The sequence below is a fragment of the Sorangium sp. So ce363 genome, from assembly GCF_051520435.1.
GTDB classification, from domain to species: Bacteria; Myxococcota_A; Polyangia; order Polyangiales; family Polyangiaceae; genus Sorangium; species Sorangium cellulosum_B.
The window spans coordinates 5742089-5763096 of sequence record NZ_CP150333.1 but is presented as its reverse complement, the minus strand read 5'-3'; the positions used below and the strand labels follow the sequence as shown (position 1 = coordinate 5763096).

5 protein-coding genes are annotated in these 21008 nt (G+C 71.7%); 3 read left to right on the top strand and 2 right to left on the bottom strand.

The genetic code is table 11. The features are described 5' to 3' along the window. Positions 1-26 precede the first annotated feature (26 nt). The gene (locus tag WMF12_RS21810; protein ID WP_437873438.1) at positions 27-17003 is read left to right on the top strand and encodes an SDR family NAD(P)-dependent oxidoreductase; all 16977 of its coding nucleotides are present in this window, start codon (positions 27-29) and stop codon (positions 17001-17003) included. Between the two features lie 2 nt (positions 17004-17005). Beyond that, complete coding sequence (locus tag WMF12_RS21805) at positions 17006-18784, top strand: carbamoyltransferase family protein (RefSeq protein WP_437873437.1); 1779 nt, start codon at positions 17006-17008, stop codon at positions 18782-18784. Between the two features lie 361 nt (positions 18785-19145). On the opposite strand, the gene WMF12_RS21800 is transcribed toward WMF12_RS21805, so the two are convergent. After that, positions 19146-19271 carry a hypothetical protein gene (locus tag WMF12_RS21800; RefSeq protein ID WP_437873436.1) on the bottom strand — a complete coding sequence of 42 codons (126 nt, stop codon included), beginning with the start codon at positions 19269-19271 and terminating at the stop codon, positions 19146-19148. Between the two features lie 44 nt (positions 19272-19315). After that, a complete protein-coding gene (locus WMF12_RS21795) occupies positions 19316-19576 on the bottom strand; it encodes a helix-turn-helix domain-containing protein (protein ID WP_437873435.1) in 261 nt (86 codons plus the stop codon). 94 nt (positions 19577-19670) lie between these two features. On the opposite strand from WMF12_RS21795, the gene WMF12_RS21790 reads away from it, so the two are divergent. Further along, entirely contained in the window at positions 19671-20024 is a 354-nt protein-coding gene (locus WMF12_RS21790; protein WP_437873434.1) for a hypothetical protein, read from the top strand. The last annotated feature ends 984 nt before the right edge of the window (positions 20025-21008 follow it).

The following is a 21008-nucleotide window of genomic DNA, read 5'->3' as shown; positions in this document are numbered from 1 at the left end:
TGGCTCACATGTCGCAACGAGATGACTTGCTTTTGCAACGCCTGCGTGAAGCTACCCTGACCCTCCGCGAGATACGCGCCGAACGCGACACCCTGGAGCAGGAGCGGAGCGAGCCGATCGCCATCGTGGGCATCGGTTGCCGCTTCCCCGGCGGAGCGCACACGCCAGAGGCCTTCTGGGAGTTGCTCGATCCGGGCCGGGATGCGATCCAACCGCTCGACGCACGCTGGGAGCTGGTCGGTCTCAAGCCGAGCGATGAGATCCCGCTCTGGGCAGGGCTGCTGACCGGGCCGGTGGACGGCTTCGACGCGGCGTTCTTCGACATCTCGCCTCGCGAGGCGCGGTCGCTCGACCCGCAGCAGCGGCTGCTGCTGGAGGTCGTCTGGGAGGCGCTCGAGAACGCCGGCATCCCGCCCGCCTCCCTCCACGGGACGCGCACGGGCGTCTTCGTCGGCGCCTGCGCCACCGACTATGCGACGAGCACCGTCTCGCAGCGGGAAGAGCAGGACGCGTATAGCTTCACGGGCAACCTGCTCAGCGTCGCGTCTGGACGCCTGTCGTACGCGTTGGGGCTGCAGGGGCCCAGTCTGACGGTCGATACCGCCTGCTCGTCCTCGCTTGTCGCCATCCACCTCGCCTGCCGCAGCCTGCGCGCACGCGAGAGTGATCTCGCGCTGGCGGGCGGCGTGGGCATGATCCTCTCCCCCGTCGCGATGGAAGCCCTGACGAAGATCCAGGCGCTGTCGCCCGACGGGCGTTGCCATACCTTCGATGCCTCGGCCAATGGCTTCGTCCGCGGCGAGGGGAGCGGCCTTGTCGTGCTCAAGCGCCTCAGCGACGCGCAGCGCGACGGCGACCGGATCTGGGCGCTCATCCGGGGCTCGGTGCTCAATCAGGACGGCCGATCGACGGGGTTGACGGCGCCCAACGTGCTCGCTCAGGAGGCGCTCCTGCGTGACGCGCTCGCGCACGCCCGGGTGGAGGCTTCAGCCATCGGGTTCGTCGAGACCCACGGGACCGGGACCTCGCTGGGCGACCCGATCGAGGTCGAGGCGCTGCGCGCGGTGCTGGGGCCGACACGAGCGGACGGGAGCCGGTGCGTGCTGGGGGCGGTGAAGACCAACATCGGCCACCTGGAGGGCGCAGCTGGCGTGGCGGGTCTCATCAAGGCGGTGCTCGCCCTGTGGTACGAGCGCATCCCGAAGAACCTCAACTTCCGGACGCTCAACCCGCGGATCCGGCTGGAGGGGACGGCGCTCGCCGTGGCGGCGGAGCCTGTGCCCTGGCCGCGGACCGATCGGCCGCGCTTTGCGGGCGTGAGCGCGTTCGGTGTGAGCGGGACGAACGCCCACGTGGTGCTGGAGGAGGCGCCCGCCGCGCCGCTCGCGCCGGCGGCTCCAGAGCGCTCGGCGGAGCTGTTCGTGCTGTCGGCGAGGAGCGCGGGTGCTCTCAGCGCGCAGGCGGCGCGGCTGCGGGAGCATCTGGAGAGCCACCCGGAGCTCGGGCTGGGGGACGTGGCGTGGAGCCTGGCGACGACGCGCAGCGCGATGGAGCACCGGCTCGCGGTGTCAGCGAGCTCGCGCGAGGCGCTGGGCGCGGCGCTGGAGGCGGCGGCCAAGGGGCAGACGCCGGCCCGGGCGGCGCAAGGTCGGCTGTCGTCCCGAGGAGCGCCGAAGGTGGTGTTCGTCTTCCCGGGTCAGGGCTCGCAGTGGCTGGGCATGGGCCGGCAGCTGCTCGCCGAGGAGCCGGTGTTCCGGGCGTCGCTGGAGGCGAGCGATCGGGCGATCGCGGCGGAGGCGGGCTGGTCGCTGCTCGAGGAGCTGGGCGTCGAGGAGCCCGCCTCGAAGCTCGGGCGAATCGACGTGGTGCAGCCTGTGCTGTTCGCGATGGAGGTGGCGCTGTCGGCGCTGTGGCGCTCGTGGGGCATCGAGCCGGACGCGGTGGTGGGGCACAGCATGGGGGAGGTGGCGGCGGCGCACGTGGCCGGGGCGCTGTCGCTCCAGGACGCGGTGGCGATCATCTGCCGTCGCAGCAAGCTGCTTCGACGCATCAGCGGCGAGGGGGAGATGGCGCTGGTGGAGCTGTCGCTGCCGGAGGCGGAGGCGGCGCTCGCCGGCCACGAAGCGCGCTTGAGCGTGGCGGTGAGCAACAGCCCGCGCTCGACGGTGATCGCGGGTGAGCCTGCGGCGCTGGGCGAGGTGCTGGAGAAGCTGGAGGCGCGCGGGGTGTTCTGCCGGCGGGTGAAGGTGGACGTGGCGAGCCACAGCCCGCAGGTGGACCCGCTGCGCGAGGAGCTTGTGGCGACGCTCTGCGGGATTGGACCCCAGAAGGCCACGGTGCCGATGCGCTCGACGGTGACGGGCGCGCCCGTGGCGGGACCGGAGCTTCTGGGGGCGTACTGGGCGGACAACCTTCGCCAGCCGGTGCGCTTCGCCACGACGGTGCAGGCGCTGGTGGAAGAGGGGCACGGGCTGTTCGTGGAGATGAGCCCGCATCCGCTGCTGGTCCCGGCGGTGGAGGAGATGCTGCAGTCGAGCGGGAAACCGGGCGTCGCGGTCGGGTCGCTGCGTCGCGGGCAGGCCGAGCGCGAGACGCTGCTGGAGAGCCTCGGGGCGCTGTGGGTGCACGACCGCGCGCTGGAATGGAAGCGGCTGTTCCCAGGCGGCTACCGGCGGGTGTCGCTGCCGGCCTATGCCTGGCAGCGAGAGCGCTACTGGATCGAGCGCCAGCCCGGGCGTCCCCGCGCTGCTGCGGCTCATCTGGACGACGGGTACTACCAGGTCGCGTGGCCCGAAGTGCCTCGTCCTGCGGCCTCGTCGACCAGCGCCGGCCACTGGCTGATCCTGTCGGACGCAGGGGGGGTGGGGGCGGCCGTGGCCGCGGCGCTGCGATCGCGCGGGCATTCGTGCAGGGTGCTGCGTGCATCGGAGGAGAGCGACGCGGCCATCGAGCAGGTGACCCGACCTGCTGCAGGCGACGAGCGCTGGCGGGGGGTGATCTACCTGGGGGGCCTGGATGCCGTGGTGCACGATACGGCGTCACCCCCCGAGGTCGAGGCGACGACACGCAAGGCCCTGGTGCCCGTCATCGACATGATGCACGCCACGGCCTCGGAGCTGCACCCACCGCGGCTCTGGGTGATGACGCGCGGGGCCTGCTCCGTGGGGGGTGAATCGTCGATGGCCCCCTGCCAGGCGGCGCTGTGGGGCATGGCTCGAGTTGCAGCGCAGGAGCACCCCTCCGCCTGGGGCGGGATCATCGACCTGAATCCTGAGGGCGGCCACGCCGAAACCGAGATGATCGTGGCTGAGCTCCTGGCCCCCGACGCGGAGGATCAGCTCGCGTTCCGCGGAGGCCGGCGGCACGCAGCGCGGCTCGTGGACGCTCCGCCGGAGGGAGAGGCATCGGCGGTGACGCTGTCGGCCGAGGGGAGCTACCTGGTGACGGGTGGGCTGGGGGCGCTCGGCCTGCACGTGGCGCGGTGGCTCGTGGAGCGCGGAGCGCGGCACCTCGTGCTCACCAGCCGGCACGGGCTGCCCGAGCGAGGGACCTGGGGAGGCGATCACCCGGCGGAGGTGCGAGAGCGCATCCAGGTCATCGAGGCGCTGGAGGCGCAGGGAGCGCGGGTGAGCGCGGCCGCAGTCGACGTGGCTGATGTGGCCGCGATGACCGCTCTGATCGAGGCGCTCGAGCCGCCGCTGCGAGGGGTCATCCATGCCGCTGGCCTGGTCGGTGATGGGCTGCTGGCGCATCAGGACGCAAACCGGCTCGCCCACGTCCTGCGCCCGAAGGTCGAGGGGGCGTGGACGCTGCATACGCTCACGCGCGACAAGCCCATCGACCTGTTCGTCCTCTTCTCCTCGTCGTCGAGCGTCTTCGGAGGGATCGGCCAGGGCATCTATGCATCGAGCAATGCTTTCCTGGACGCACTCGCGAGCTATCGCCGGACGCAGGGGCTCCCAGCCCTGAGCATTGGCTGGGGCCTGTGGGCGGGGAAGGGGATGGGCTCGGAGGCCCAGCGCCGCGAGTATGAGGCGTTCGGAATGGGGGCGATGTCGACGACGCAGGCCCTGTCCGCGATGGAGCGATTGATCGACGCGCGCGCGACGCAGCGCGTGGTCGTACGCATGGATTGGGCACACATGGGCGCGGCGGCGCGCAAGGGGGGCGCGAAGCTGGCCCGTTTCTGGGACCGGCTGGTGCCTGCCGCGGAAATGGCCCCGTCTCCGGCTGTACCCGCATCGCGGAGCTGGCGCGGCCAGCCGGCCAAGGAGGCGCGCGCGGGGCTCTATGAGCTCGTTCGCGGCGTCGTCGCCAGGGTCCTGGGCTTCTTCGACCCGAACGATCTGGACGTGGAGCGGGGGTTCAAAGAGCAGGGCCTCGACTCGCTGATGGCGGTGCAGATCCGCAATCGCCTGCAGCAGGACCTGGGCGTGGTGTTGTCCTCGACGCTGGCCTTCGACTATCCGACGGTCGAGCGGCTGGTGACGTACCTGCTCACCGACGTGCTGGCCCTGGAGGACCGCGCGGAGAGCCGAGGCGTGCGGTCGGTGATGGCCGACGAGCCGATCGCGATCGTCGGAGCTGCCTGCCGTCTGCCCGGCGGGGTCGAGGATCTGGAGGCGTACTGGCGGCTGCTGGCCGATGCCGTGGTGGCCAGCACCGAGGTGCCGTCCGAGCGCTGGAATGCGGCGGACTGGTACGATCCCGATCCGGAGGCTCGAGGGCGGACCTATGTGACCAGGGGCGGCTTCGTGCGCGAGGTCTCGGGCTGGGATGCGGCCTTCTTCCGCGTCTCGCCCCGGGAGGCGATGAGCCTCGACCCGCAGCAGCGGTTGCTGCTGGAGGTGAGCTGGGAGGCGCTCGAGCACGCGGGCCAGGATCCGGCGGCGCTGCGGGAGAGCCCCACGGGCGTGTTCGTGGGCATGGGCGCCAACGAGTACGCCGCGCGGCTTCAGGAGGAGACGGACAGGGCCATCGAGCAGTATGGCGTGACCGGCAACGCGCTCAGCTTCACGGCGGGCCGGCTGTCGTTCTTTCTGGGCTTGCACGGCCCGAGCCTCTCGGTCGACACGGCGTGCTCGTCGTCGCTCGTGGCGCTCCACCTGGGCTGCCAGAGCCTGCGCCTCGGCGAGTGCGAACGAGCCCTGGTCGGCGGCGTCAACCTGCTGCTCTCGCCGGAGAGCTTCGTGGCGCTCTCGCGGCTGCGAGCGCTCTCGCCAGATGGGCGGTGCAAGACGTTCTCGGCGGACGCGGACGGCTTCGGGCGAGCCGAGGGGTGCGCGGTGCTGGTGCTCAAGCGGCTCCGTGACGCGCAGCGCGACGGCGACCGCATCCTGGGCGTGATCCGCGGCACCGCGGTCAACCACGATGGTCCGAGCAGCGGGCTCACGGTGCCCAACGGTCCTGCGCAGCAGGCCGTGCTGCGCGAGGCGCTGGCGCAGGCCGGGGTGGCTCCCTCCGACGTGGACTTCGTGGAGTGCCACGGGACGGGGACGTCGCTGGGCGACCCGATCGAGGTGCAGGCCGTGGGCACCGTGTACGGGCAAAGCCGCCCAGCGGACCGCCCGCTGTGGCTGGGAGCCGTCAAGGCGAACCTGGGTCACCTGGAGCCGGCGGCAGGCCTGGCGGGCGTGCTCAAGGTGCTCGTCACGCTGGAGCACGAGCAGATCCCGGCCCAACCCGAGCTCGGGGAGCTCAACCCGCTGGTGTCGTGGGAGGCGCTGCCGGTGGCGGTCGCCCGAGAGGCGGTGCCGTGGCGGCGCGGCGATCGGCCGCGCTTCGCGGGCGTGAGCGCGTTCGGTCTGAGCGGGACGAACGCCCACGTGGTGCTGGAGGAGGCGCCCGCCGCGCCGCTCGCGCCGGCGGCTCCAGAGCGCTCGGCGGAGCTGTTCGTGCTGTCGGCGAGGAGCGCGGGTGCTCTCAGCGCGCAGGCGGCGCGGCTGCGGGAGCATCTGGAGAGCCACCCGGAGCTCGGGCTGGGGGACGTGGCGTGGAGCCTGGCGACGACGCGCAGCGCGATGGAGCACCGGCTCGCGGTGTCAGCGAGCTCGCGCGAGGCGCTGGGCGCGGCGCTGGAGGCGGCGGCCAAGGGGCAGACGCCGGCCCGGGCGGCGCAAGGTCGGCTGTCGTCCCGAGGAGCGCCGAAGGTGGTGTTCGTCTTCCCGGGTCAGGGCTCGCAGTGGCTGGGCATGGGCCGGCAGCTGCTCGCCGAGGAGCCGGTGTTCCGGGCGTCGCTGGAGGCGAGCGATCGGGCGATCGCGGCGGAGGCGGGCTGGTCGCTGCTCGAGGAGCTGGGCGTCGAGGAGCCCGCCTCGAAGCTCGGGCGAATCGACGTGGTGCAGCCTGTGCTGTTCGCGATGGAGGTGGCGCTGTCGGCGCTGTGGCGCTCGTGGGGCATCGAGCCGGACGCGGTGGTGGGGCACAGCATGGGGGAGGTGGCGGCGGCGCACGTGGCCGGGGCGCTGTCGCTCCAGGACGCGGTGGCGATCATCTGCCGTCGCAGCAAGCTGCTTCGACGCATCAGCGGCGAGGGGGAGATGGCGCTGGTGGAGCTGTCGCTGCCGGAGGCGGAGGCGGCGCTCGCCGGCCACGAAGCGCGCTTGAGCGTGGCGGTGAGCAACAGCCCGCGCTCGACGGTGATCGCGGGTGAGCCTGCGGCGCTGGGCGAGGTGCTGGAGAAGCTGGAGGCGCGCGGGGTGTTCTGCCGGCGGGTGAAGGTGGACGTGGCGAGCCACAGCCCGCAGGTGGACCCGCTGCGCGAGGAGCTTGTGGCGACGCTCTGCGGGATTGGACCCCAGAAGGCCACGGTGCCGATGCGCTCGACGGTGACGGGCGCGCCCGTGGCGGGACCGGAGCTTCTGGGGGCGTACTGGGCGGACAACCTTCGCCAGCCGGTGCGCTTCGCCACGACGGTGCAGGCGCTGGTGGAAGAGGGGCACGGGCTGTTCGTGGAGATGAGCCCGCATCCGCTGCTGGTCCCGGCGGTGGAGGAGATGCTGCAGTCGAGCGGGAAACCGGGCGTCGCGGTCGGGTCGCTGCGTCGCGGGCAGGCCGAGCGCGAGACGCTGCTGGAGAGCCTCGGGGCGCTGTGGGTGCACGACCGCGCGCTGGAATGGAAGCGGCTGTTCCCAGGCGGCTACCGGCGGGTGTCGCTGCCGGCCTATGCCTGGCAGCGAGAGCGCTACTGGATCGAGGCGCCGGTCGCAGGGGGCCGGGCCGGTGAGGCTACGGGGCACCCCTTGCTTGGAGTGCGGGTGCCGGCGGCCGGCACCGACGCTGTGTTCGAGGCGTTGCTCAGGCTGAACAAGCATCCTTGGTTGAGCGACCACCGGGTGGCTGGCCAGGTGCTGGTGCCCGGCGCGGCGCTGGCCGAGCTGGTCCTGGCGGCAGCGACGCAGGGGATGGCGAGCGCGGCTCCGCGCGTGACCGGGCTGGTCCTGCAAGCGCCGCTGGTCCTGCCGGAAACAGGCTCACGTCGGCTCCAGGTGGTGCTGGGCGAGGCGGCGGGAGAGGCGGTCACCGCGTCGGTGTACAGCCAGGGGGTCGAGAGCCGGCCGGGCGTCGGCTGGACCCTGCACGCCACCGCGAACGTGGCCGTGGAGCAGGAGCCGGCGCGCGCCGCGCGGCTGGACCTCGCCGCCTTGCAAGCGCGGTGCGCCGAAGGGCTGGACGTGGGCGCGATCTATGCGGGCTACGCCGACGTGGGAGTTGGCTACGGCCCCGCGTTCCAGGGGCTGCAATCGCTGTGGCGTGGCCAGGGCGAGGCGCTCGCCAGGGTCGCGCTGCCCGCAGGCGTGCCGTCGGAAGGTTACGCCGTGTCTCCTGCGCTGCTCGATGCGGCCTTCCAGGTCGTGGCGGCGACGACCCCTCCGGAGGAATCTGCCGAGCTCTTTCTTCCCTTCGAGATCGGCAGCTTCGCCGTCCACCAGCACGGCGTGGAGGCGGCGTGGGTCCACGTCGAGCTGCGCGGGGAACCCGGCGGCGGACGGGTGGCCGATGTGAAGCTGGCCGACGCCACTGGCGCCGTGGTGGTGGAGGCCACCGGGATGCGGTTCCAGCGAGCCGATCGGGAGGCGCTGAGGCGCGTGAGCGCGGAGGCGCCGCCCGAGGCGTTCTATCGGCTGGAGTGGCGCGAGTCACTGCTGGCTGATGCGCCAGCGGGACGGCCCGAGGGGAGCTGGATCGTGGTGGCCGCGGCGGGGTCCGCTGCAGCGGCGGCGCTGGCAGCACGGCTTGGCCGCTGCGTCGTGACCGAGCCGGCCGGGATCGAGGCGGCCCTCGCCGGGGGGGCGCCGGCGGCGGGCGTGGTCTGCCTGTGGGAGGCCGGTGCGAAGGAAGAGCCGCCGGCGGCCGCGCAGCGGGTGGCGAGCGAAGGCCTCGCGGTGGTGCAGGCGCTCCAAGGCGGAGCGCCGCTGCGCCTGTGGTGGGTGACCACGAGCGCGGTGGCGGTCGAGGATCTCGATGCGGTGGAGGTCGCCACGTCGCCGCTCTGGGGCCTGGGTCGGACCGTGATGCAGGAGCAGCCGGAGCTCGGCTGCGCTCTGATAGACCTCGCGCCCGGCGCCGAGTCCATCGAGTGCTTGGTGCGGGAGCTCCTGGAGAGCGACGGAGAGAACCAGGTGGCGTGGCGCGCTGGGCGCCGGTACAAGGCGCGGCTGGTGCGGGCGGCCGCGCTGGCAGGCGATCCCTCGCCGCCGCTGCCGTCCGCCGGCACGGTGCTTGTCACCGGGGGGCTGGGCGCGCTGGGCTTGCAGGTGGGCCGGTGGTTGGCCGCTCAGGGGGTGGCGCACCTGGTGCTCACCGGCCGGCGAGGCCTGGAGACGCCCGGCGCGGTCGAGGCAGTGGCGGAGCTGGAAGCGCTGGGCGCCCGGGTGACGGTGGCTGCGGCGGACGTGGCCGACCGGGAGGGTCTGAGAGCGGTGGTCGAAGCGATCCCGTCGGAGCTGCCGTTGCGAGGGGTGGTGCACGCGGCTGTCGTTCTCGACGACGGCACGCTCGGCGAGCAGAGCGCCGAGCGTTTCGCGCGGGTGCTGTCGCCGAAGGTGGCCGGGGCGTGGCATCTGCACGAGCTGACGGCGGAGCACGAGCTTGCCTTCTTCGTGCTCTTCTCCTCGGCCGCCGGCCTGCTGGGGTCGGCGGGCCAGAGCAACTACGCAGCGGCGAACAGCTTCCTCGATGCGCTCGCGGCGCACCGTCGCGCGAAGGGGCTGCCGGCGCAGAGCCTTGCGTGGGGCGCGTGGTCCGAGGTGGGCCTGGCGGCAGGGCTGGGCGCAGCGCAGCAGGCGCGCCTTTCGCAACGGGGGATCCTGTCGCTGACGCCAGCGCAAGGGGTGGCGCTGTTCGGGCAGGCGCTGTCGCGGACCGAGGCGCATCTCGGGGTGGTGCAGCTCGACCTGCCGGCGGTGGGTCGCGCGCTGGGCGCGGCGGTGCCGCCGGTGTGGCGGGCGCTCGTGCGGGCGCCGGCTGCGCGCGCAGCGGCCAGCGCGCAGGGAGGGACGTGGGCAGCGCAGCTCGCGGCGCTGCCCGCAGAGCGCCGCGCGGAGGAGGTGCGCGCGGCGGTGCAGGCTGACGTGGCGCGGGTGCTGTCGCAGAGCGCGGCGAGCGCGGTGCCGTACGACCGTCCGCTGCAGGAGCTCGGGCTGGACTCGCTGATGGCGGTGGAGCTGCGCAACGCGCTCAGCCGGCGGGTGGGCGCGACGTTGCGGGCGACGCTGGCCTTCGACTACCCGACGGTGGACGCGCTCTCACGCTGGCTGCTCGGCGAGGTCCTTGCCGTGACCGAGCCGAGCGTGACGCCGGCCAAGGCGGCGGGGCCGAGCGTCCACGACGAGCCCATCGCCATTCTCGGCATCGGCTGCCGCTTCCCCGGTGGGGTGAGCGATCCGGAGTCGTTCTGGCGGCTGCTCGACGAGGGCATCGACGTCATCGCCGAGGTGCCGCGGGCGCGATGGGACATCGACGCGCTCTACGACCCGGACCCGGACGCGCCGGGCAAGATGATGACGCGCCGGGGCGGCTTCCTCGCGGACATCGATCGGTTCGACCCGGGCTTCTTCGGGATCTCGCCGCGGGAGGCGGCGGCGATGGACCCGCAGCAGCGGTTGCTGCTGGAGACGAGCTGGGAGGCGCTGGAGAGCGCCGGGCTCGTGCCGGAGCGGCTGATGGGCAGCGATACCGGCGTGTTCGTGGGGCACATGTACCAGGAGTACGCCACGCTCGGCGGCGGCCTCGAGTCGCTCGACGGCTACGTCGGTACGGGCTCCACGGCCAGCGTTGCCTCGGGCCGGATCTCGTACGTGCTGGGGTTGAAGGGGCCGAGCCTGACGGTGGACACGGCGTGCTCGTCGTCGCTGGTGGCGGTTCACCTGGCCTGCCAGTCGTTGCGTCAGGGCGAGACTTCGGTGGCGCTGGCCGGCGGCGTGACGCTGACGCTCACGCCGGCGGCGTTCGTGGAGTTCAGCAGGCTGCGGGGGCTCTCTCCGGACGGGCGGTGCAAGAGCTTCTCGGCGGCGGCGGACGGGGTGGGGTGGAGCGAAGGCTGCGCCATGATCGTGCTCAAGCGGCTGAGCGACGCGCAGCGCGACGGCGACCGGGTGCTAGCGGTGATCCGGGGCTCGGCGGTCAACCAGGATGGGCGCAGCAACGGGCTGACGGCGCCCAACGGGCCGTCGCAGCAGGCGGTGATCCGCCGAGCGCTGCAGCAGGCGAGGGTGAGCCCGGCCGAGGTGGACTACGTCGAATGCCACGGCACGGGCACCCCGTTGGGCGACCCGATCGAGGTGCAGGCGCTGGGCGCGGTGCTGGCCGAAGGGCGCGCCGCGGACCGGCCGGTGATGATCGGTTCGGTGAAGTCCAACCTCGGACATACCCAAGCGGCGGCAGGGGCTGGCGGGATCATGAAGGTGCTGCTGTCTATGCAGCACGGGCGCATCCCGCGGAGCCTGCACTTCGAGGCGCCGAGCCCGCACATCCCGTGGTCGGAGCTGCCGGTGAAGGTGGCGTCGGAGGCGATGGAGTGGCCGAGAAACGGCGCGCCGCGGCGGGCGGGGGTGAGCTCGTTCGGCGTGAGCGGGACCAACGCGCATGCGGTGCTGGAGGAGGCGCCGGCGGTGGAACTCGCGCCGCCAGCGCCGGAGCGGTCGGCAGAGCTATTCGTGCTGTCGGCAAAGAGCGCGGCGGCGCTGGATGGGCAAGCAGGGCGGCTGCGGGAGCACCTGGAGAGCCATCCGGAGCAGGGGCTGGGCGACGTGGCCTTCAGCCTGGCGACGACGCGCAGCGCGATGGAGCACCGGCTGTCGGTGGTGGTGAGCTCGCGCGAGGCGCTCGTGGAGGCGCTCCGAGCAGCGGCAGAGGGGCAGACGCCGGCGGGGGCGGCGCGCGGCCGGCTCAGCAGCGGCGCGGCGAAGGTGGTGTTCGTCTTCCCGGGGCAGGGCTCGCAATGGCTGGGCATGGGCCGGCAGCTGCTGGCGGAGGAGCCTGTCTTCCGCAGCGCGCTGGCAGCGTGCGACGAGGCGATCCAGGCGGAGGCTGGCTGGTCTGTGCTGGCGGAGCTCGGCGCCGACGAGGCGGCGTCGCAGCTGGGCCGCATCGACGTGGTGCAGCCTGTGCTGTTCGCGATGGCGGTGGGGCTGTCGGCGCTGTGGCGCTCGTGGGGCGTGGAGCCGGACGCGGTGGTGGGCCACAGCATGGGAGAAGTGGCTGCGGCGCACGTGGCCGGGGCGCTGTCGCTCCAGGACGCGGCGGCGGTCATCTGCCGGCGCAGCCGTCTGCTGCGTCGGATCAGCGGTCAGGGGGAGATGGCCGTGGTGGAGCTGTCGCTGCGGGAGGCGGAGGCGGCGCTGCGGGGCTACGAAGACCGGCTGAGCGTGGCGGTGAGCAACAGCCCGCGCTCGACGGTGGTGGCGGGCGAGCCCGCTGCGCTGGGGGAAGTGCTCGGTGCGCTGGAGGCGAAGAAGGTGTTCTGCCGTCGGGTGAAGGTGGACGTGGCGAGCCACAGCCCGCAGGTGGACCCGCTGCGCGAGGAGCTGGTGGCGGCGCTGAGCGGGCTGCATCCGCAGCCTTCGACGCTCGGGATGCGCTCGACGGTGACGGGCGCGCGGGTAGGGGGCGAGGAGCTCGTGGCGAGCTACTGGGCGGACAACCTTCGCCAGCCAGTGCGCTTCGCCGAGGTGATCGAGCAGTTGCTGCACGACGGTCACGGCCTGTTCGTGGAGATGAGCCCGCATCCGCTGCTGGCGACGTCGGTGGAGGAGATGCATCGGGCCACGGAGCGGGCCGGAGCGGCGGTGGGCTCGCTGCGGCGAGGGCAGCACGAGCGCAGCGCGCTGCTGGAGGCGCTGGGGGCGCTGTGGGTGCAAGGCTACCCGGTGGCCTGGGAGCGGCAGTTCGCGGCGGGAGGCCGGCGGGTGCCGCTGCCGACGTATGCGTGGCAGCGGGAGCGGTACTGGCTCGAAGCGCCCGCGGAGGGGGCGGCGGGTAGCCCTCGTGCGCATGCGGGCGGTCATCCGCTGCTGGGCAAGGCCCTGGCGGTGTCGACGCAGGCGAGCATGCGGCTGTGGGAGACGGCGCTGGACGTCAAGCGGTTGAGGTGGCTGAGCGACCACCGAGTGCAGGGGACGGCGGTGTTTCCTGCCGCGGGCTACCTGGAGATGGCGCTGGCTTGCGGGGCCGAGGCGCTGGGCGAGGGTCCGCTGGAGCTGACGGGCGTGGTGCTGGCGCAGGCGCTGGCGTTCGCGGACGAGGCTGCGGTGCCGGTGCAGGTGGTGACCACCGAGGAGCGGCCGGGGCGGCTGCGGTTGCAGGTGGCGAGCCTGGCGCCCGGCGCAGGCGAGCCCTCGTGGCGGGTGCATTGCCGCGGGACGCTGCAACGGGCCGAGCGCACCGAGGTCTCGGCACAGGTGGAGCTCGACGCCTTGCGGGCGCGGCTCGGGGCCAGCGTGCCGGTTGCCGCGGCCTACGCGGCGCTGAACGCCATCGGGCTGGAGCATGGCCCGGCGTTCCAGGGCCTGGTCGAGCTGTGGCAAGGAGAGGGCGAGGCGCTGGGGCGGGTGCGGCTGCCCGAGGCCGCCGGCTCGGCGGCGGCGTACCAGGTGCATCCGGCGCTGCTGGATGCGTGCTTGCAGGTGATGGTGATGGTCGGCGTGTCGCCGGGCGGCAGCGAGACAGCGCCGTGGGTGCCAGTGGAGGTGGGCTCGCTGCGGCTGTTGCGGCGGCCCACGGGCGAGCTGTGGTGCCATGCGCAGCGCGCGAGCGACGGCGCGCAAGCGCCCGATCGGCGCAGCAGCGACTTCCGGGTGATGGACGGCACCGGCGCGGTGGTGGCGGAGCTCTCCGGGCTGGTGGCGCAGCGCCTCGCGCAGAGCTCGGCTCGGCGCGACGAGGACGATTGGTTCCTGGAGCTCGACTGGGAGCGCGCGGCCGCCCCCGAGCCCAGGCTGACGGCTGGGCGATGGCTGCTGCTGGGCGAGGGCGGCGGGCTCGGGGCCGCGCTGCGCTCGGCGCTGGAGGCCGCGGGGCACGCCGTCGAGCACGCCGCCGCCGGCGACAGCAGCGCGACCAGCCTGCGCGCGGCGCTGGGGGATGCGTTCGGCGGGCAGGCGCCGACGGCGGTCGTGCACCTCGGCAGCCTCGACGGCGGCGACGCGCTGGACGCCGGGGCGGTGGAGGCCGCGCTGGCGTGCGGCTGCGACAGCGTGCTCGCGACGGTGCAGGCGCTGACGGGGATGAAGTACCGCGACATGCCGCGGCTGTGGCTCGTGACGCGCGGCGCGCAGGCCACGGGCGCCGGCGCCGTCTCCGTGATGCAGGCACCCGTACTGGGCCTGGGCCGCACCATCGCGATGGAGCACGCGGAGCTGCGCTGCTGCCGCGTCGACCTCGATCCAGCCCGGCCTGCAGGGGAGATTCATGCGCTCCTGGCCGAGCTCTTGGCCGGTGACGCCGAGGAAGAGGTGGCGTTGCATGGCGGAGAGCGGCGCGTCGCGCGGCTCGTGCGCCGAGCGCCCGAGGCCGGCCGGCGCGAGCGGCTCGAGCCGGCGGGGCAGCGCCCGTTCCGGCTGGAGATCGACAAGCCCGGCGTGCTCGACGACCTCACGCTGCGGGCGGCCGAGCGGCGCGCTCCGGGCCCGGGGGAGGTCGAGATCGCCGTCGAGGCAGCGGGCCTGAACTTCCTCGACGTGCTGCTGGCGATGGGGGTGATGCCCGACGACGTGCCAGGGACAGCCGACGGCCCGATGGTGCTTGGAGGCGAGTGCGCTGGACGCATCGTGGCCGTGGGCGAGGGCGTGAGCGGCTTCGCGGTGGGAGATCCGGTGATCGCGCTGGCGCGTGGGGCGTTCGCTTCCCACGTCACCACGCCGGCCGTGCTGGTGCTGCCGCGGCCTGTCGCGCTCTCCGCGGCCGAGGCGGCCGCGCTGCCGGTCGCATACCTCACCGCCTGGTATGCCCTGTCCAAGGTGGCCCGCTTGCAACGGGGCGAGCGGGTGCTCATTCACGCCGCGACCGGCGGGGTGGGCCTGGCCGCGCTGCAGTGGGCGCAGTACGTCGGCGCCGAGGTCTATGCGACGGCGGGCACGCCCGAGAAGCGGGCCTATCTGGCGTCGCTCGGGGTGCGGCATGTGAGCGACTCGCGCTCGGATCAGTTCGTCGCCGACGTGCTCGAGTGGACGGGGGGCGAGGGCGTGGACGTGGTGCTCAACTCGCTCTCGGGCGAGCTGATTGCCAAGAGCTTCGCGCTGCTTCGCTCCCATGGGCGGTTCGTGGAGCTGGGTAAGCGTGATTACTACGCCGATCACCAGATCGGGCTGCGCCCATTCCTGCGCAACCTGTCGTTCTCGCTGGTGGATCTGCGAGGCATGACGATCGAGCGGCCGGCGTGGGTGCGCGCGCTCCTGGAGGAGCTGCTCGGGCTCTTCGCCCAGGGCGCGCTCAAGCCGCTGCCGGTGGAGAGCGTCCCCATCTCCCGGGCGGTCGACGCGTTCCGGAAGATGGCGCAGGCGCATCACATCGGGAAGCTCGCGCTGACGCCGGACGATCCGGAGACCCGGATCCTCGTGCACGTGGAGTCGGGCGTCTCCATCCGCCGCGACGGCAGCTACCTGGTGACCGGCGGGCTGGGCGGGCTGGGCCTGAGCGTCGCCGGCTGGCTGGCGAAGAAGGGCGCCGGGCACCTGGTGCTGATGGGTCGCTCCGGGGCAGCGAGCCCGGAGCAGCAGGCGGCGGTGATCGCGCTGCAGGCTCAGGGCGCGCGCGTGACCGTGGCGAAGGCGGACGTCGCCGACAGGACGCAGCTCGAGCGGGTGCTGTGCGAGATCACCGCGTCCGGGATGCCGTTGCGCGGCGTGATCCACGCCGCCGGACTGCTGGAGGACGGTCTGCTGCTCAACCAGAGCCCCGCGCGCTTTCGCAAGGTGATGGCGCCCAAGGTCCAGGGCAGCTTGAACCTGCACACCTTGACGCGCGAGGCGCCGCTGGATCTCTTCGTGTTGTACGCCTCCGGCTCGGGCTTGATGGGCTCGCCGGGTCAGGGCAACTACGCGGCGGCCAACACCTTCCTGGACGCGCTGGCGCACCATCGCCGGCGCGAGGGCCTGCCCGCGTTGAGCATCGACTGGGGCGCCTTCTCCGAGGTGGGCCTGGCTGCCGCGCAGGAGAACCGCGGCGCGAGGTTGGCCGCGGGGGGACTGCGCATCCTCACACCCGACGAGGGCCTCGGGGTGCTCGAGCGTCTGCTCGACGCCGATCGCGTGCAGACCGGGGTGGTGCCCATCGACGTGCGGAAGTGGGTGGAGCTCTACCCGGCGGTGGCGTCCTCGCGCGTGTTGTCGCGGCTGCTGGCGGCGCAGCGCGTGGGCACCGGGCGACCGGCAGGAGACCGGGCCCTGCTCGAGCGGCTCGCCGCGGCCGAGCCGGAAGCGCGGGTGAGCTTGCTGCAAGAGGCCCTCCGGGCGCTGGTCGGGCAGGTGCTGCGCCTGCCCGCAGGCAAAGTCGACGTGGATGCCCAGCTCACGCGCCTCGGCATGGACTCGCTGATGGGGCTGGAGCTGCGCAATCGCATCGAGGCCGCGCTGGGCGTCGCCACGCCGGCGGCCCTCGGGTGGAGCTACCCGACCGTGAAGGCGATCACGCGCTGGCTGCTCGACGAAGCCCGCGTCGTGCACGTCGGCGAAAGCGGCGGGCCTGATACGGGTGCGTCGATGGGCGAGCCCAGACCGTTCGTCCACGCCCTCCGCGTCCGCCCTGTCGCCCGGCCGAGAGCTCGGCTGTTCTGCTTTCACGGCGCCGGCGGCTCGCCGGAGGCCTTCTGTTCCTGGGCAGAGAGACCGGAGTGGAGCGATGTGGAGATCATCGCCATGTGGCACAATCGCAGCCTCGCCTCCGAAGACGCACCTGGCAGCAGGTACGTCCGAGAGGCGGCCTCGCTGATTCAGCACTACGCGAGCGCACCCTTCGCGCTCGTCGGGGCGAGCCTGGGTGTCCAGCTCGCCATGGGGACCGCCGTCGAGCTGGCCAGTCGTTCAGGCGCGCCGCTCCCGCTGGCCCTCTTCTTGGTCGGAGGCAGCTTGACCATTTCGTCGAACGCCAAAGAACGCGCCCTCGAGGCGAAGGCGCAGGAGATATGGGCCAAGCTCCTGTTCGGAAACGTCGAGGGGTACACGCGGCCCTTTCAGCAAGTTCAGGCCGATGGTCGCGCGGATATCGACATCGCCGACGCCATGGGGTTGGTCCCCGCCGACTCGACGGTCCCACCGCCGGCAATCGCAGCCCCGATCATGGCCATCGCCGGCGCCGACGATACGCTCATAAGCCTCCGTGACGTTCAGGATCTGGAGCTGTGCACCACGGGAGGCTTCACCATGCATCTCCTCCCCGGAGATCACGATTTCATCGCGGAGCGCAACTCCGAGATCATACACCTCATCGACGAGCATCTCGATGAGCTGCTGCCCACGAAGGTGACACCGGCGGTCCCTGCGTCCGAGTCGAACGCCGCGGCGGAGTAAGAATGAAGAAGCGTTATTACATCGGTTTGGCTGCGTCCTTCCATGATCCGTCGCTGGCGATCGTGGGGCCCGACGGCGAAGTGCTCTTCGCGGAAGGCACGGAGAGGTATCTTCAGAACAAGAGGGCCTTGCACTGCCCTCCGGATCTCCTGCTCCGCGTCCCCGAGCTGATCAAGGAGTATTGCGAGCCGGACGCCGAGCTGGTCGGCGCGGTCACCTGGAGCGACAAGTATCTCAAGATGACCCAGGTCGGCGTCCTGAACGAGCTGAGCCCATTCCGCAAGGTGGGCGCGCGCGCGATCAAGGCCCTCGACGACCTCTTCGAGATGTGGCCATTCCCGCGGCAGAAGGTCGTGCGCGCATGGCTGCGAAACAGCTTGTCGCACGCCGGCACCCAGCTGGAAGGCAATCCGTTGATCCCGAATCCGGTGCAGATCAAGCGGTACGAACATCACCTGACGCACGCGGTGTACGGCTGCTACTCGAGCCCGTTCGATGAAGCGGTTTGCGCGGTCGTCGACGGCATGGGCGAAGGGGCCGCCATTTCCTTCTTCAAGTACCGGGATGGAATCGTCGAGCAGATCCACGACGTCCCGTTCTACATGAAGCTCACCAGCCTGGGAGTGTTCTACGGGTTCATCTGCAACCTCTGCGGCTTCGAGTGGCTCAAGGGGGAGGAGTGGAAGGTCATGGGGCTAGCCCCCTACGGGCGCGTGGACGAGGAGCTCTACAAGCAGCTCAAGGCGATGGTGAAGCTGCGCCAGGGGAGGATCGAGTTCGGCGTCTTCATGAACAAGCGCACAAAGATAGCTGAAGAGGTCAGGCGGCTCAGGAGCCTTTCGCCCGACAGCCCGCCGATCGCGGCGGCCGACATCGCCTGCACTGGCCAGCAGGTGTTCGCCGAGACCATGCGGGAAGTGCTGGGCGAGCTCTACGACCGCGGCATCTCGCGGAACCTCGTGCTCACGGGGGGATGTGCGCTCAACTCCTCGTGGAACGGCCGAGTCCTCCGCGAGACCTCGTTCGAGAAGCTGCACGTCCCGTCGGCGCCCGCCGACGATGGTAACAGCATCGGAGCTGCGCTCCTCGCGTACTACGAGGATCATCCCGAGCGCAGGCGCCCGCGCAAGCTCATGTCGCCGTACCTCGGGACGGACATCCACCCGGAGACCCGCGACTTCTTGCTACGGTTCAACACCTCCGGGCGCGTCCGGCACCTGCCCTCCACGGTGGCGAAGGAGGCGGCGAAGCTGCTCACACAAGGGAAGATCATCGGCTGGATGCAGGGGAGGGCCGAGTTCGGTCCGCGCGCGCTCGGCCACAGGTCGATCCTGGCAGATCCCCGCTCACCCGACATGAAGGACAGGATCAACGCGCGCGTGAAGTTCCGGGAGGAGTACCGACCGTTCGCCCCGGCGATCCTTCACGAGTTTGGGCCCGAGTACTTCGAGGACTACCAGATGACGCCTTATATGGATCGCGCGCTGGTGTTCCGCGAAGAGGTCCGTCACAAGGTCCCCGCCGTGGTGCACGTGGACAATACCGGGCGCCTGCAGTCGGTCACACCGGAGCTGTCGGAGAGGTACTACCAGCTCATCCGCGAGTTCCATGAGCTGACTGGCATCCCGCTCATTCTGAACACGAGCTTCAACATCATGGGCAAACCGATCATCCACACCATCCAGGATGCCCTGGGGATGTTCTACACCTGCGGTCTCGACGCGCTCGTCATCGACGATATCATCGTGGAGAAGGAAGACACCATCGCGGCCCAGCACTAGAACACCCACCAGTTTGATTCTGTGATAATTTCGGGCGCTCCGATGGAAGGCTCGACGGTTTCGCCGGGCCATGATCTCGTCCGCGTCCGGAGGTGCACGGATGGAACGATGGTCGCTCGGCGCATCGGATGCGGAGGCGGTGGAGCTGTCCGTCGTCGACCTGCGCTGGCAGATGGTGCTCCGCTAAGCGGCACGGCCGTACCGGTCCTTGCCACGGCCATCGCCGGGATCGTCGCGGCCGTACTGAAGCTGCTGGTCAGACACGCAGGAGGCTGACCGTTCGGCACGTAATGATGGGCGCGCCGGTGCGATCCAGCAATGGGCGCACCGGCGTCTCGCCGGGTTAGGCAGACGGCGACGCTCAGGCGTACTTGGGGGTCCACGGCAGCCTCGAGCTAGCCGAGCCGCTCCGGCCGGCGGAAGCCCACGCGGGCGTCATGCTCTCCTCGCCGATCCCCATGGCGTCGATGCCGATCGCGTTGGCCACCGCCCGCAGGCTCAGGCCGGCGGCGAGTGCTTCGGTGGAATCTTCTACTCCGCGAGCTCGGCGTCGGCGGTCCGTTCCATCTCCGCAGAGCTGGTGGGCCTCGCAGCTTTCACGCGCTTGAACGGCCGGATCCCGCCGGACGAGACGAGGCTGTACTCGGCGCCCCTCGCTGTCCCGGCTCGCGCCACGCGGCCGCGAGCCACGAGCGCGCGAAGCGCGACGTACACGCTCCCGTTCGGTAGCCCGCTGCGCGTGGCGATCTCCGTCGCCGTCCCTCGCACGAGGGATCGAACGGTTTCGAGCACCACAGCCTCCCGATCGCTCGTGGAGGCTCCCGTCGCGGTCATCGTGCCAGCCGTGGCTCGGTCCGCGCCGGATGCCGGTGCCGAGGTCCTCCTCGTGGACGGTGCGGTCCTCGTGGACGGTGCGGTCCTCGTGGACGGTGCGGTCCTCGTGGACGGTGCGGTCCTCGTGGACGGTGCGGTCCTCGTGGACGGTGCGGTCCTCGTGGACGGTGCGGTCCTCGTGGACGGTGCGGTCCTCGTGGACGGTGCCGTCCTCGTGGAGCTTGACGCTCCCGAGAGCGCGCCCTGCTTCCCGCTCCTCGTAGGCCTCGCCACGCTCCTTTTGGCGTGCGCGGGCCCTTTCCGGGGCTTCGGACGGCGCTCCGAGGAGGCGTTCGCCGCTGGCCGTCCCAGATCGGCCAGCATCGTCGTCACAGTCCGGTGCGCTGCGGCGCGGTGCTCGTCCTGAACTCGTTCGACCAGGCTCAGGATGTCCTTTACAAAGCGGTCCACCCGCTCCTTGATCGCGTCCGAGGCGTTCATGGGGAGCGCCGTAGTAGCACGAACGCTCCGACAGTCGAGAGCTTGCAAGCAAGCTGGGCCGGTCTGGGCAACCGGGTGGCGCCGACTACATGCGCGAGGAGCCGGATCCCGAAGACCATCCGCGCACGCCGCGCCGGCATGTCTTCGGCAACGTCGAGCGCGCTCTCGGGTCAGGCCCCGCCGAGCGGACTCGCCAGGCGCGCGGGAACAAGCGTCCGGTCGAATGCCGCTGCCGTGCGCCTCCCGGCGCCCGCTCACGCCATGCAGGCGAAGGGAGCGGGGAGTGCCTTCCGGGCATCCTCGGGGTGGCGGTCAGCATCGAGCGCAGGCCACCGATGCGCCTCTTCGCCTCGGCCGCCGTTCAGCGGACCTGGTGTCTTCTCCCCCGGAGGCTCGCTCCCCGCTGCGGCGATCCAGCGAGGCGACGTCACTGACACGCGTTCGGCGCGGCGGTGCAGTTGCCGAGTGCCCCGCATACGAAGGAGCGCGCGCACGTCTTGGCGTCATCCTGAGAGTACGCCACGACGTGCTGGGTCGACCTCCCGAAGGGGCTGGAGACGCGTATCGCGTACGTTCGCGCCGCCCCCGCCGCGGCGAGCTGAACCCCCTGGAGCACGGCCCTCGCGGCGGCGCATCCCAGCGCCTCACTTCCGGGTCCGCGAAGATCACGAGCCCCGGGCCCGCGCAGCGCGTGTCCGGCAATGATGTGTTGAACGTATAGGCAATTGCCCCACGGCAATCGGTGAAGCTCGGTTCGCGCGTCCGGGTAGCCTGCAGGACGCCGCAGGCGATCGACCTCTACCGTTGACACCGCATGCGCAGTGCGGGAGGATGAGCTGAAGCAGCGAGCATGAGGGCATCACACAAGCCCAGTCGCTGCCTCACCATCTCGCCCTGTTCGATCGTTGAT